The 15,202-nt window shown below is 42.5% G+C and carries 11 protein-coding genes; 4 read left to right on the forward strand and 7 right to left on the reverse strand.

Annotated elements, in window-relative coordinates; translation table 11 throughout:
* Positions 1-136: 136 nt before the first annotated feature.
* The 3 genes from BM090_RS00085 to BM090_RS00095 form a co-directional block, all read right to left on the reverse strand.
* Positions 137-2,212, reverse strand: coding sequence for a TonB-dependent receptor plug domain-containing protein (locus BM090_RS00085; RefSeq protein WP_091505496.1), 2,076 nt, complete (start codon positions 2,210-2,212; stop codon positions 137-139).
* Positions 2,213-2,246: 34 nt separating this feature from the next.
* Positions 2,247-4,265 carry a TonB-dependent receptor plug domain-containing protein gene (locus BM090_RS00090; RefSeq protein WP_091505499.1) on the reverse strand — a complete coding sequence of 673 codons (2,019 nt, stop codon included), beginning with the start codon at positions 4,263-4,265 and terminating at the stop codon, positions 2,247-2,249.
* Positions 4,266-4,340: 75 nt separating this feature from the next.
* The gene (locus tag BM090_RS00095; RefSeq protein ID WP_091505501.1) at positions 4,341-4,850 is read right to left on the reverse strand and encodes a YfiR family protein; all 510 of its coding nucleotides are present in this window, start codon (positions 4,848-4,850) and stop codon (positions 4,341-4,343) included.
* A gap of 408 nt (positions 4,851-5,258) precedes the next feature.
* On the opposite strand from BM090_RS00095, the gene BM090_RS00100 reads away from it, so the two are divergent.
* From BM090_RS00100 to bla, 3 genes are all read left to right on the forward strand, one after another.
* Positions 5,259-6,320, forward strand: coding sequence for an efflux RND transporter periplasmic adaptor subunit (locus BM090_RS00100; protein WP_091505503.1), 1,062 nt, complete (start codon positions 5,259-5,261; stop codon positions 6,318-6,320).
* Between the two features lie 118 nt (positions 6,321-6,438).
* Positions 6,439-8,556, forward strand: a complete 2,118-nt coding sequence (locus BM090_RS00105; protein WP_091505505.1) for a DUF7619 domain-containing protein — start codon at positions 6,439-6,441, stop codon at positions 8,554-8,556.
* Positions 8,557-8,620: 64 nt separating this feature from the next.
* On the forward strand, positions 8,621-9,355 hold the full coding sequence (gene bla, locus BM090_RS00110) for a BlaB/IND/MUS family subclass B1 metallo-beta-lactamase (protein WP_091505508.1): 735 nt from the start codon (positions 8,621-8,623) through the stop codon (positions 9,353-9,355).
* 37 nt (positions 9,356-9,392) lie between these two features.
* Here the strand turns inward: bla and BM090_RS00115 are convergent, their stop codons facing one another.
* Positions 9,393-10,004: a methyltransferase domain-containing protein gene (locus tag BM090_RS00115; RefSeq protein ID WP_091505511.1), complete on the reverse strand. Its 612-nt coding sequence runs from the start codon at positions 10,002-10,004 to the stop codon at positions 9,393-9,395.
* A gap of 319 nt (positions 10,005-10,323) precedes the next feature.
* Between BM090_RS00115 and BM090_RS00120 the strand changes: the two genes are divergently transcribed.
* Positions 10,324-12,510, forward strand: coding sequence for an OmpA family protein (locus tag BM090_RS00120; RefSeq protein WP_091505514.1), 2,187 nt, complete (start codon positions 10,324-10,326; stop codon positions 12,508-12,510).
* A gap of 86 nt (positions 12,511-12,596) precedes the next feature.
* Here BM090_RS00120 and BM090_RS00125 read toward each other — a convergent pair whose 3' ends face one another.
* Genes BM090_RS00125 through BM090_RS00135 form a run of 3 tightly spaced genes read right to left on the reverse strand, consistent with a single transcriptional unit; the run spans position 12,597 to position 15,104 of the window.
* The gene (locus tag BM090_RS00125) at positions 12,597-13,253 is read right to left on the reverse strand and encodes a murein L,D-transpeptidase catalytic domain family protein (RefSeq protein WP_091505515.1); all 657 of its coding nucleotides are present in this window, start codon (positions 13,251-13,253) and stop codon (positions 12,597-12,599) included.
* A gap of 6 nt (positions 13,254-13,259) precedes the next feature.
* Positions 13,260-14,321 (reverse strand): cytochrome-c peroxidase, encoded by a 1,062-nt coding sequence (locus BM090_RS00130; protein WP_091505517.1) that lies wholly within the window; start codon positions 14,319-14,321, stop codon positions 13,260-13,262.
* Between the two features lie 12 nt (positions 14,322-14,333).
* A complete protein-coding gene (locus BM090_RS00135) occupies positions 14,334-15,104 on the reverse strand; it encodes an MbnP family protein (RefSeq protein ID WP_091505518.1) in 771 nt (256 codons plus the stop codon).
* Positions 15,105-15,202: the final 98 nt, after the last annotated feature.

Below are 15,202 nucleotides of genomic sequence, written 5' to 3' on the forward strand. Positions count from 1 at the left end.
TTCAATTATTTAGAACTTTTCTAACAAAAAACACTTATTACAGGCGCATTGTTATAACTTTTACAATAACCGTGGACAATAAAAAAGCAAGCACCTCATAATGTAAGATGCTTGCTTTTAGGTAGTACCAATTATGCTATTTTATAAACTCATAGGTGAATTGCAGCGTAATTTGGCGGTCGTTGGCTGGGCTTGGCGCATGGCCTGCATAATACGGCTGAATCAGTATGTATTTGGCATTAAACAAGTTACTTCCAGTCAGGCGCATATTTAGGTTTTTGGCAATCTCCTTTACGCCCACACTCAAATTAGCCATAAACAACTGCGGATAGCTCGTAGATTGATGATTATGATAATGGTGTGTAGCTAATGCCTCTCTTGCAAACTCCGCCGAAGGGCCATAACGTTTGCTAAAATACGTTCCCGTAAGACCAAAAGTTACTTTACCAACGCGATAATGCGCCCCAACATTCACTTTGAGCGGCGGCAAACCCAAGGTATATTCTTTATCTGCGGTCAAATATTCGTCTGTACTGCCTTTGGCGGGTCTGTTGTACGAGAAATTCATAAAACCACCCCATTTGGTATATGCTACATTAAGCGTGCCTTCTACGCCCATAGATTTTACTTCGCCAGCATTCACATACGACTTTTCACCACCATTCCACAATATAGAATGCTTAATGTCTATGTAGTAAAGATTGGTTTTCAGGTTAATATTATCCGTAAAACGGTAGCCCATTTCTATTTCATAATTATCTGATTCTTCTGGCTTTAATTGGTCATTATAGGCAATCCAACTATTATAAGCTTGCCCAGGTGTCGGGATACGATACGCATGACTATACAACACTTTTACATTAAAAGGCTCTTGAAAGAAAATCAAACCCACACGCGGAGCAGTGGCATCGCCAAAAGTATTATGCTCGAAGCGGTCGGCGACAAAGACTTGCCAATTGGTATTAAATTGATATTTATATTGAGCAAAGCCAAAAACCGAACGCGTGAAACGAGAATATTCGCTGGTGTCCGTAATGCCTCCCGAACCGTACATGGCAGGAGCACCCGATGCGGTTCTGTTTTGGGCAATATCGTGTGTATAGCCACCACCCGCAATTAGTTCGCTGTGATGCGCGAGCTTGAACGTACCAATTACCTGACCTCTAAAATGGTGGTTAATGGCCGCTGGCCCCAACAAATTGCCGTTGAGTTGCGAAAAAGAATTTGTCGCGCCAAACATCGGGTTGCCGCGCGAATACTCTGCTTGTGGCTCTATCTTTATTTTTTTACTAAAATCACTTTCGTATTTGATGCGCACAGCGTCCGAATAATTCTCGAAATATTCAGTGTTTTTGCCATAGCTGTTACGCGCCACCACCGTATCAAAACCATCTTGACCCGTAAACGCAAATTTGAAATGATGATATTTTATCTGAAGGCCTTTGTATTCCAATTGCAAGGTTTGGTAATAGCTTTGGCGCGGCGTGTTGGCGTTGCCGAACTGCACTTCATTGCCCCAAAAATCGGTGTATTTGCGTGTAGAAGTTGGGTGAAGACTATAACCCGCCGAACCATTGATTTGCAACTCCCCTACTTTGGTGTTGAAAGACAAATTATTAGTTGTGCCAAAGGCTTTGCCGTCGAGCGTGAGGCCGTTGGTAGTCAGGCGCAAACCTTCTGGCGTAGTGTTCGAACGTGTAATCACATTGACCACCGTAACCAACGAAAAGCCCCCATACAACACACTGCCCGGCCCACGGATGATCTCTACGCGCTCAATCATTGAGGCAGGAAACTGATTGATAATATTGGTATTACCGTAAAAATAGTCATTGACAGGCAAGCCGTTAAGCAAAATCGTACCTTTGCCCTCGTACATCCATACGCCCCGAAAGCCTTGCCCCGCCGAAGCGATGCCATCTATGCCATACTCAAAACCTGGTACAAATCGCAAGATTTCGGACAAGTCGCGGTAGCCATACAGCAAAATATCTTTGCGCGTAATCACCGACACAATCGACGGGATTTCTTCTTCTGCTTGGCTGCTGGTAGAAGCCACCGTCAGGTTTTCTTGTTTCACGTAAGCACGCACTTGGTCTTCGTTAAACTTCATGTCCATTAGGTTCTGCAAGTCTGTTTCTGAAGAGTCTGTTTGCGCCCAAACTGGCAAGCTAGTAAGCCACAACAAAGAGACGAGTAGTATTTTTTTCATCTAAAAAAATATGATTATAAAGTTAATATTTCATCTAAAATTTCACGGCAAAAGTAAAGTAAAAAGCCCTACCACCACGCAACGGCAACGAATTGATATTGCGGCGCGAAAACTCAGGCGTATAGATTTTTTCGTTCAACAAATTGTCGGCATAACAGGCCAAATTAAGCGCAGGGATTTTCTTGGTATCAAAAAGTTGTTGAAAATCTACCGAAACGTTAGCCGAAAGCAAATGAAACGCTTGGGCAGTAGGATTAGGCGTAGTAACGTCCGCGCCTGTATCGGCGTTGCGCAACGTGGCGGGCTTTGAAAACCACGAATCAAATACACTCACTGCCAGTCCGTTAGTGGTACGATACGAAACCCCACCTTTTACGGTTGCGTTCGGTGTCGTGTTCATGTTGTACCAACCTTTGTCGTTTTTATTTTCTTGGTAGGACGAAGAAAGCGTAAGGGTTAGTTGCTGCGTTGGCATTATTTTGGCCTCCACTTCTACGCCTTGCGAGTTGAGCGTACCTTCATTAAAATAATAGGCAATGCCATTAATTGTCTTACGAACAAGCGTATTTTTTTGATGGCTGTTAAAATATCCTACGGCCAATTGATAATTCAAATCCTGATAAAACCATTGTGCATCAAACGTTCCGACCGTTTCGGGGACAAGATTCGGATTGCCGACATTAGACGAAATATTGGAGTAACGTTCTGATTGTGAAGCAGATTTAAAAGCATTTCCGTACAGCACTTTTATACCTGTGGCTTCATTGAGGTTGGCGATTAGCCCCCAGCGTGGCGCAAAATCCGCCTGAAAACTCGGAACTTTGTTGGCCTGCGCTCCCGCAATCAGTTTCAAATGTGCACTTGGGCGATAGTCGGCTTGCACGTACGCCGCGCCGCGCCATTCGTCATAAGCTTTTACAAATTCGGTGGGTTGATTCGTATTTTTATCTACGGCATCTCCCCTACCCGTCAGGCGCGTGGCCAGCAGCCCCGCCACAATATTTACTTTTTCGGTGGGGCGAATAAAATGCGTTACCTCCAACAGCCCATCATTTGAGAAAAAATGTACGGGACGGTCAGAACGCACAGAACGTTGCGAAAAGCCATTAAGCGTAAAATTATGTGTAGCATACCATTTCGACGAAAAATCATGTCTGTACCCAATATCAGCAAAAGCCCTGTAAGTATTGAGTTTGTTAGTCGTTCCATCACTTGGCCATTCGGGTTTTTCGCCTATCACGTCGCGCAACGAATTTCCATAAAACCCTCTGAATGAGATTTTTTTGTAACTACCTAACATACTGACCGAAAGGTTTTGTTGGCCGTAATTAACGGTTTTGGTTACGCCTTTCGCGTCGGTGGCCGTCAAATCCCAACCCTGTTGGTTGAAATAACGCACCGCAGACGTAAGTTTAAAATCTTCTTTCTGTTGGCTTTGCAAAAGCGACGCGCCGACCGTCCCGAACGAACCCACTTGCGTGCTAACTTTCGTTACGTTTTTGTGCTCTTGCTTCATTATCAAATTAATAACGCCCGTAAAAGCATTCGTACCATATAGCACACTGCCCGGCCCGCGTATAATTTCGATGCGTTCCAAGGCCTCCAGCGGAAACGTATTGAAAATGGCCAAGTCCACGCCACCATAAAAACTTTCTCTGCAAGGGCGGCCATCTATCAAAATAAGTACGTGGCTTGCCGTATGCGTTTGCAAATCGCCGCGAATCGTGGCCATGTTATTGGGGAAATAATACGAACCCGCCATGTACATTCCCACCACGCGGTTAAGTACGTCGCTCAGGTCGTTGCCGCCAAACGCCGCCATTTCTTGACGGTCTATCACGGTGAGCAAACCCGCCGCATCGGCCAGATTTTCTTTGCTCTTGGAGGCTGACTCTACTTTGGTAGCGTCCAAACTTTTACGGACTTGCGTGTCCTCAAAATCAATATTTAGTAGTTTTTGCAAATCTGCTTGGGTCGTGTCTGTCTGAGCATACGCCGTCATTTGTCCTAAAAATGTGGCGTATGCTACCAATAAAAAGTATTTTTTTTTCATATAAAATAAATAGAGAAAAGAGCTATTGAAATTTCAATGGCCTAATTTGTTTGGTTAGAAGAATAAAACAACCGATTATAAAACAATGCCCATTGCCGTAAGGCTATTGGATAGCTTTACGTTGGCTTTTTGGGCAGCTTCTTGGTTTACTTCAAATTTCATTTTACCGTCCACCATAATAAAATTAATGGCACTGCCTTTTCTGCCCCAGCCGTCGCGCTCGGTTACCAGCATAATATTATTTTTTTCTACGACTTTGGTCAGTTTCTCAATCGGCACTTTGGTTGTGGCAGGCACAAACAAAATATGACAAGACGAAACATCATTTATATCGTTAAACACTTCTACTTTAATATTTTGTGCGCCAACTTTTTTGTTGGTCAATGCTTGCGACATTGTTTCGGCCACTTGCTTATTGCCCAAAATGGCAATTTTAAAATCGCCTGCCTCATGATCAGGTGTCCATTTTGCTAATTTAGCAATATTATAGACAAATAAAGATTGAAATTTATAATCAGTCGTTTGCGCAAAAGTCGAAAACGACGTAAAAAGAGAAAGTACAAAAATCAAACGTAACTTTTTCATAGAATTGAAATCAAAATATGTATTAGTAAGCACAAATTTAATGTATTTAAATATTATTTATTAAGATTTATGATAAAAATCATAGAAAAGTATAGCTACATCAAAATAAAACAGTTGTCTCATTTTGATTTTTGTATTATACACAATCCCAAAATATCAACCACAAGACGTAATTTTTAGCAACAAATCGTCGATAGTGCTTTGTTGAGTTTCTATACAAAGTAACATATTTCTTTCGCTATTTTTTTTTAAAACTCGGCCAAACTCCCCAATAACTCGGCCAAATAACACAAACAACTCCTTTCGCAACATAGCTTTTCGGAAATACTACATAATTGTACGGAAAGCGAACTATTATAATAAGATTTTGTTGTAGGAGATTGTATCTATCTATCGAACAATTCAGCTATGAAAAAAACAATACTTCAGCCGCTAACAGCCTTAGGCACAGTGATTTTGTCAGGGGGATTGTGGGCTTGCCATTCGGACACGAAAGCGGGCGCACCTGCGGCTGGTGCAATGCCAAACGTGCAGGCCAATTTGCAAGGCTACATCGTAAAACCGATGGCCATTAGCGAAAAAATCACGGTCTCTGGCACGCTTATTCCCGCCGAAGAAACAACACTTTTCTCGGAAGTTTCGGGCAGAGTCGTAAAACTTCATTTGCCTGAAGGACAAACAGTTAAGAAAGGAACATTGCTTGTAAAAATATTTGATGGCGATTTGGTGGCGCAATTGCACAAGCTCCAAACCCAACTCAAAATCGCCGAAAACACGCTCAAACGCCAACAAGAACTTTTGGCTATCAATGGCGTAAGTCAACAGGATTTTGACACAGCCGAGTTGCAAGTAAACAACATCAAGGCCGACATGGAATTGATTCGTGTACAAGTTTCTAAAACAGAAATGCGTGCACCATTTACGGGCGTAATTGGCTTGCGCAACATCAGCGATGGCGCGTACCTTACGCCTGCCACGGCGGTTGCGACTATTCGCCAAACCTCGCCACTAAAACTGGATTTTAGCGTTCCCGAAAAATATAGTCATTTGCTCAAAACTGGCCAAAAACTGAATTTTAAAGTAGCCGCCATCGCCGATACTTTCTCGGCGAAAGTGTTGGCCAGCGAAGATAATATCAACGCCGACACACGCAACCTGAAACTTCGTGCCGTAGTGCAAGAAAACGACAAACGTCTCGTTTCGGGTACTTTCGTGGAAATAGGCCTGACCGTTGATGCCAATAACAATGCATTAGTAGTGCCGACACAAGCCATTATTCCGCAGGCAAGAGACAAAAAAATAGTAGTGGTAAAAAATGGCAAAGCTGAAATGCGCGTGGTAAAAACAGGCGTGCGCCAACCACAAATGGTTGAGATTGTGGAAGGTATCGCTGCTGGGGATACGGTCGCCACAACGGGGATTATGTTCATTAAGCCTGATATGCAACTGAAATTCAACAAAGTCCAATAAAACTACTTTTTCAATATTCTTCTTATAAAAAAACGCGATGCCCTACATAAGAGGTGTCGCGTTTTTTATGTTATAGTATTTTTTTTATTTATTTGCACCCTAAAACTAACAACTTTATATGAAAAAACATCTCCCCTTTTTTCTATTGCTTTTCGTTTCAGCGTTAGCCATCCAAAGTGCTAAAGCTCAATACATCACCATTCCTAACGCCTCGTTTAGGAATTTTCTAAAACAGCAATATCCAAGCTGCTTTAATAGTGCAAATCAATTAGACACGTTATGCGCCGCCGCCGCCCCGCTAGAAGGGTTAATAATGCAAACCCCTACCGATACCATGAGCAGCATAGAAGGCATCCGTTATTTCAAACGGCTTAAATCCTTGAATTGTGAACATATTGGCCTAATTTCATTGCCGCAATTGCCAGATTCTCTAACGAGTTTAGATATTCTTTCTAATGATATTACTTCTATTCATTCATTCCCTCCAAATTTAGAATTGCTTTATGGGCCAGACAATCTAAATTTAAGCACGCTCCCTCCGCTACCAAGTACACTTCAAGTATTGGATATGTCCACCTGTAACTTACAAAGTTTGCCGCCACTTCCGCCATCGCTAACACTACTTGACCTTAGCAATAACCCAATTAGTGCATTCCCTGCCTTGCCATCGTCTTTAACTAGCCTTAGCTGTGAGTTTTGCAGTGCTCTTACCGCATTACCAGAACTTCCCCCGAACATAGAATGGTTAGATATTCCAGAAACAGCGATTACATGTTTGCCGCATTTGCCAGAATCTTTGTATTTATTTATTATAGATGACCTTGGGACTATAAAATGTCTGCCCAATAGACCACCTGGTGTATATTCAGAGCTTCCGCTTTGCAATGTAACAGTAGAGAATGGAAGTTATTGTTATGCGTTTCCGTCATTTAAAGGACAAGTATTTGTAGATGAGAACAATAACGGACAAAAAGACGAAACCGAGCGTGTTGTTTCTCTCGCCAAACTTACATTGGGCAACAATATTAGTTTTACGGATGAAAATGGATTTTATCAAATTTATGGCGATTCGATTGGAAGCAGTACTTTGTACTTAGACGTTCCCGCTTACTATACTTGTGCGCAACCTAGCTATGCCAGTACATTTGCAAAATATAGCGATGTCGTTACCAAAGATTTTCCACTAACTCCTATCAATCAAAATATTAGCGACCTTAATGTCAGTTTGAATAATATTACAAATGCACAAATTGGTCAAGCAATGGCCTTCCAAATTAAAGTGGCCAATGCAGGCACAAAAAGCAAAATAACCCATCTACAATTCACGAAATCGCCATTATTTAACGTAGATTCCGCGTCAGTGGCTGGTTATGTAATTGATGCCGATACTATCCGCTGGGATTTGGGAACACTCAATATTTTTGATACAAAAACCATCACACTATACGGAACGATTTCCGCGACAGCCTCCACAGCAGAACTCTTAGTATCTTCCGCAAACGTATATGCCAATGATTTGGAAGAAAATACACCCACCGACAACTACCAGCAACTTATTTTAGCGATTTCGGATACGCTTCTATACAACTATAACGCTGCCACCAAAACCATTGCAAACAGTAATTTAGCCAATGAATACATTGATTATTCTGTTCATTTTCAGAATATTAGCGCAGAGACTGTTTCTTCCGTAGTCATTGCAGATACGCTGGACACTCGATTGTTGGCCAATACGCTGGTTGTAACAGGCTCTTCAGGAAATATGACTGTAACTGTACGCGATAACATTCTGTACTTTGAGTTATTAAATCATTCGTTCCCCAGCTATTTGACCAATCAATTGCAAAGTCAAGGACTTGTTTCGTTCAAAATAAAAGCCAACCCAACACTTAGCAGTGGCGATACTATCCGCAATAAAGCGTTTATTTATTTGGATTATGACACCATGTTGCTCACCAACCAAACGCAGACAATCATTACAAGCCCAACAAGTATTGCCACAAGCCCAAAGGCCAATTGGACGGTTTATCCCAACCCCGCCAAGGGCAATGAAACATTGCACATTACTGCGCCACAAAATACAGATGTGCGTATTCTGTCAATGGAAGGTCGCGTGATTCAAACAGGAAAAATCAATGATAATAAACTACTAATCAATAATTTGCCAAAAGGTTTATACCTCATAGAAAGCAGCAATGCGGGGCAAGTAATGCGCACCAAACTCGTCGTACAATAATTACACGGCCTATTTATCACTAAAATACTGCGATAAATAGGCCGTTTTGTTTACTTTTGGCTTTATGAAAACAAAACTTCTTTTTTTCTTCTGGACGACTTTGGCGGCCTGCGGATACGCCCAAAATGCCAAATTGGAGATTAAACCCCTCACCAAAGACTTTTATATTTTCACGACTTACCAACGATTCGGGCAAACATTGTTCCCGTCCAATGGCATGTATGTAGTGAGCAATGAGGGCGTAATAATGATCGATGCTCCTTGGGACACTACGCAATTTCAACCGCTACTCGACAGCATTGCGGCGCGTCATCACCAAAAAGTAGTGTTGGCCATCGCCACGCATTCACACGAAGACCGCAGCGCAGGCCTTGAATTTCTGAAAGCACAAGGCGCGAAAACCTTTACCAGTTGCCGCACCGATTCGCTCAGCCGCGCACGACATGAAAAACGAGCAGAATTTGTATTTAGCCAAGATACGAGCTTTCGGGTTGGCAATCATGTTTTTGAAACGTATTTTGCAGGCGAAGGGCACACTTCCGACAACATCGTGGTTTGGTTTGGGAAAGAAAAAATCTTGTATGGCGGCTGCCTCATCAAAAGCACAGAAGCCACCAATTTAGGCAATTTGGCAGATGCGAACGTAAAGGCTTGGCCACAGACTATCAGCAACTTACAAAAGCGTTATCGCAAACCAAAATACATTGTTACGGGGCATCAGGATTGGCGCAGCACCAAATCGTTGGAGCATACGCGCCGACTACTCGAACAAAAAAGCAAAAGCCATGCGCATCAATAGCCGCGCATGGCTTTTGCTTTTTTGTTAATGAAGACGTTTATTTTTTGCCTATTTCCACAAATAATTCGCGGCCTTGTCGGGCTGTATGGCTGTTGGCACAAAGTTCCATTTTATAAATATTCATATATTCCCCCAAAAGAGATCGATACTCATCAGCAAAGCCACCAAACGGTGGTTCTGTAGTGTTTAGGCTATCATTAAACATCACACCCACCAAGCGAGAATCCTCATTGGCCAACAATTGCGGCATTTTTTGGGCGTATTTTTCGCGCAAAACGGGCGGCAGCGCACAAAAAAACGTCTGTTCTACGATTAAATCAAAAGTCTGGTTCAGTTCAAAAAAATCGCCTTCGATGAGTTGTAATTCTTTTCCCACATACGGCGCGAGCGTTTGGGTAAGTCGGGCGATGGGTTCGGGCGCAATATCTAGCATCGTAACATTAGTAAACCCTTGCGAAAGCAAATAATCTGCCTCATAGCCGTTGCCGCAACCTGGTATCAAAATCCGAATATCTTTTTGCGTAATTGAGTCAAAATAAGCCTTGAGTGGTGGCGAAACCTCGCCCATATCCCAGCCTGTTTGGGCACATTGGTAGCGTTGTTGCCAATATTGGCGGGGATTTTCAAGTAACTGAGCAATAGTATCCATGGTGTACAGTAAAAAGTGAAATGTTATTTTTGTGTAAATTTTTTTTAGAATGTAGGAATTTAATCTTAATTTACGGCAAAATGCAGAAGATTATATGGTGTTAAAAATACTTTTAGCAAGCGAGGGAAAAGTCAATTTACTAAAAGTCAATCGTTTAAAACATATAGTATTCGGCATCATAACAAAAAAACTATCTGCATTGGTTCGGCTAATAATGTGCGTTTGTGGCACAACTTTTAGTGTTTGAAATATAATTAAATAGATTGGTTTCAATATAATACATTTACTGTCAGACAAAAAACAACAGAAAATAGGCGTTATGAGTAAAAAATATCTGTTTCTAACTTTTTTTCTTAGTCTAAGTCTTTTCGGAGCAGTGTATGCCCAAAATGACAAAATCAAAGAAGCGGAAGATCTAATCCTTGATGGGGAAGAAATTTTCAAATTCGGTGCGAAACGTCAGGCCTTAGATATGTATAAGTCCGCGGCCACTTTAAACCCCAACAGTCTGAAAGCCAACTATATGACAGGGATTTGTTATCTACAAACCCTCAACAAAAACTTAGCACTAACCTATTTGCTGAAAGCCTATGAGCTCAATCCAAAATACGTTAGCGAATTAAGTTTGGGTAGTGAACTATATCCTGACCAGATTTTTTTGATTGCCAGAGCCTACCACTACGGCGAAAATTTCGATAAAGCCATCGAATATTATGAGCTTTTTAGACAAAATCTCGAAACCAACCAGATCAGTGCCGTAGCGCGTGCAGAGAAAAAAGAAGCCATGCGCAGCATCGAACGCAAAATAGAAGAGTGTAAAGTCGGCAAAGAAATGATCAAACACGTAGCCAACGTGAGCATTACGAGCATTGCCGAACTAAATAGTGAGTTTCCTGACTATTCTCCTACCATCAACGCGGCAGAAGACATGATGGTTTTCACCTCAAAACGCCAATTCGGTATGAGCCCCTTGGTGGACAATGACTTGTATTTCTACGAAGATATTTATGTTTCGTACAAAAAAGACGGCGTGTGGGGCACTCCCGAGCTTATTCCAGGCATTAACACGGTTTTCAATGAGTCAAATGTGGGTCTTTCGCCAGACGGCAAAACCATGTTCCTTTACAAAGACGACAACAACGGCGATATTTTTATTACCAAACGCCAAAATGATGGCTCATGGTCGCGCCCTCAATCTATTAGCGAAAACATCAATACTTCCGACTACAAAGAAAGTTCTGCTTCTATTTCGCCTGATGGTAAGTTTTTGTACTTTGTCAGTAACCGCGAAGGCGGCTTTGGAGGCAGCGACATTTATGTATCACGTGCACTTTCCAATGGCAAATGGGGTTCGCCTCAAAACTTAGGCAACATCATTAACTCGCCATTCGATGAAGAGTCACCTGTAGTTAGTTTTGACAGTAAACACTTGTATTTCAGTTCTCGCGGGCATCATGGTATGGGTGGTAGCGATATTTATAAAGCTGATTTTGACCCAGAAAAAGCTGAGTGGATTAACCCTACCAACTTAGGTTATCCGATTAACACAGCCGACGACGACGGTTATTATATCCAAAGTAGCGATTCGGTTCGTGCTTATTATGCGTCAGTTCGTGAGCGTGGCGGGCAAGGTGATTTGGATATTTTTGTGATTGCACCAGCCGTAGAAGATACGCTTTTGGCGAAAAAAACGGAGATAGTACCCGAAACAGCTAAAGCTGTAGAGCCTACCCCAATTCAAACCATCGCCGAAGATACTGCGATGGCAGCCAACGACCCAGATCCTACCAAAGCCACTAAGCGCAAAACCACCGAAGAACCTACGGATTCGGTGCCTAAAAATGGAGAAAGTCCTGTTATTACACTTAATGTGATCGTCCGAAATAAAAATACAGGCGAACTAATGGATGCAGAAGTGGCCATTACGGAAGGTGCTAACGCCGAAGGGGGCGAAACAAAACGCACAGCCAAAGGCAAATATGCCCGTGATGTAACCGAAGAAGAAGGCCGCCATTTCAAAATTACAATCCAAAAACCTGATTTTAATTTTGAAGATATAGACGTAGAATTACCTGAATTTGTAAGCGGTAAAAAACTAACCTTTACCAAAGAAATTGAGCTTACACCAGCCGCCGTGAACGTAGCCGTTCGTTTGCGTAACGTGTATTTTGATTTTGCCAAAAACCAATTGAACGTCAAAAAATCTGAACGCGAATTGGGCTTATTGGTAAATTTCATGAAAGATAACCCTTCGGTTATTTTGGAAATTGCGGGTCACACCGATAGTAAAGGTAAAGCCGACTATAATTTGATTCTTTCACAACGCCGTGCCGAAAGTATCGTGGGTTATTTGCGTAAACAAGGCATAGACCCAAGCCGTTTGCGTCCGAAAGGTTACGGAGAGCGTCGCCCATTGGCTAGCAATGACGACGAAGCCGAAGGCCGCGAACTCAACCGCCGTACAGAATTTATCATTATCAGTAAAAAAGTAAACCGTACACGATAAGCAAAACGGTTTTTCTTATACAACCAAAAACGCCCGACTAAAAGTTATTTAGTCGGGCGTTTTTGGTTGTTAAATTACTTTATCTTTCATTCAATAAACTGCTCAATATCAGCTTCTTGCGAAGAATTATACAGCAGCAAACAAGATTTATTTTTGAGTTGGTCAAGCATCGGTTTTACTAATTCTTGCGGAATGGCTGGGCAACCATAACTCCGACCCAACCGACCATATTTTTGTATAAAATCCTCCGACACATAATCCGCGCCGTGCATCACGATAGCCCGTGACAGCGCATTGTCGTTCAAGCCTTTTTGCAAACCATACAGGTACAACGACAAGCCATGCACGCCTTCATACAAACCGCCTGTAATGTAAAAACCCAAGCTACTTTGGTGCGATTTATTTTCATTGGAAAAATGAGTAGCAAACTCCTGCCCCGAACCGCGTCCATGTGCTACCAACGAATGAAACAATACCTTTTGCTGAGCCATGTCAATCACCCAAAGCCGTTTGCTATTGGCCGAAAGCGTAAAATCTGCAATAGAAAGCACCTGATTTTTAATTTTCCCTGTCGCTTTCAATTTTTTATACCCCTTAAAAGCCAACTCAAAAACCTGATAACGTGGCATTTCGTGCTTTTGTTTGAGTGCCAGATAAAGCGCGTCGGCCTCCTGCGCCTGCGCCATTATACACCAAAATATCATCAGGGCTAAAGCACCCGCCATTTTCCCCATACGATTCATGATAAATTAGGGTTGCGTATAACGTTTGTTTTTCACCAAATCCGAATCGTCAAGGGTTTTAAGAAATGCCGTAATCTTCGTTTTTTCGTCGTCGGTGAGCGGTATGCCCAGCACGCCTTTTTGTTGCAAAAGCGGGTCTAAAGTAGCGGATGCCAGCACACCAGCGGCGTAATGATCAAGCACTTCCGAAATTTTATTAAAACGCCCGTCGTGCATATACGGCTTAGTATAACTCAAATTGCGCAAGGACGGCACTCTGAATTTACCCAAATCATTGTTATCCAACGAAATACGTTGGCGGCCAACATCCGTGAAAGTGGCATCTAATCCATTGTTACGATAGCTTTGATCGGTAAAAAGTTCTGTGTTATGGCAGCCGCCACATTTGTTTTTTACCAAAGTTAAACCCGCCAATTCTGTATCGGTAAGTTGCTCACCTTCTTTGCGTACATATTTGTCGTAGCGCGAATTGCCCGACACGATCGCTCCCATAAATTGCGCGAAAGCGTACAAAATCTGCTGGCTGTCCACCGTGTCTTTTTTGAAAACAGCCTGAAATTTTGGTTTATAAAAACTACTTTGGTTCAAACGGCGCACCACTTCAGCCAACTGAATATCCATTTCTACGGGATTGGTCAGCGGCGCAACGGGCAAGGTTTCCAAATGAGCTACGCCACCATCCCAAAACAATGTTTTTTGCCAAATCGCATTAAAAATAGGCGGGGCATTACGTGTGCCCGACAAATGGTCTATGCCGTGCGCCACAGGGTGCGTAGGGTCAGTAAATGCCGCATAAGACTTATGACATGTGGCGCATGAAATGGTACTATCACGGGAAAGTATCGGTTCGTAAAAAAGCATTCGCCCCAACTGAAAACCTTCTTCCGAATACCGATTATTCGTAAAGCGATAAACGGGTTCTGGAAAGTTAGACGGCACTGCAAACGGCAGTGTATCAGGAACTACTACATCCGTTGAATTTGAGTTATCGTCTGGATTACAAGCCGAAATAACCAACGCCACCGCACTACAAAACAACAAAATTTGAGACCAATTCCTTTTTTTCATTCTCCAAAAAAATTATGGGTTTTTGACTGTTATGAGGCTAAACATCGTGGCGTAATTGTCTGCGCATTTCATGGCCACCGCACCAGGCATCATGCCAGGGTTTGCCCAAATAGAAATTTGATGCGGACCGCCGTTGAGCACTTTTTGCACATTCGTACGAATATCAATTTCGGACACTGCACCATTTTTGATGGTGAGCGGCTGCGCCGAAAGGTCAAGATTTACGCGGCGAATCGTGTTGTATTGACCTCTAAAACCGCCTACGTGTAGCGTGTATCTGGCCGTTGTATCGGGTGTATTTCCTTCCAATTTGAAGAACACATAACCCGTATTCCAATCCCAAAACATTTCGTTCAGGGGGTCTAATGCACCTAATTGCGCACCCGAAACATTATAAACACTGTCCACGCCCACCAAAAAACTTAAATTCTTATACGTTCCGTCGGGCAGCCCTTGCACTGGCCAAGTCAGGGACGTTTGTTCCGAAGCATCTATCAGCGCATAACTTCCAGCAGCTTGTTTCCAAACCGTGCCGTCGGTGCGTGTAAATTGAGCCTCGCCCACATAATATTTGAGCGTGCTCACCGAAAAAGTTTCGCCCAATGTATCGTTATAATTGGCAGTTTTGAGCGTAAGAGCTTGCGTGCCAACCGTATTACTAAAAACAATTTTTGCTTTTACGGTTGTCGCCTCGTTGCAATCGTCGCAAGAAGAGTCGTTGCAGGAAGCAATAAAAGTGCTCATTAGCAACAAAATAGCTACAGAAAGAAAGTTTTTTTTCATGTTCAATTATCACATAAGTTAGGTAAGAAATCAAGGATTTGTATTATAACGAAAAAGGAGACAGAATCGCATAATTTCTATCTCCTTTTTATTATTCA

This window comes from Flexibacter flexilis DSM 6793 (assembly GCF_900112255.1).
Taxonomy (GTDB): domain Bacteria; phylum Bacteroidota; class Bacteroidia; order Cytophagales; family Flexibacteraceae; genus Flexibacter; species Flexibacter flexilis.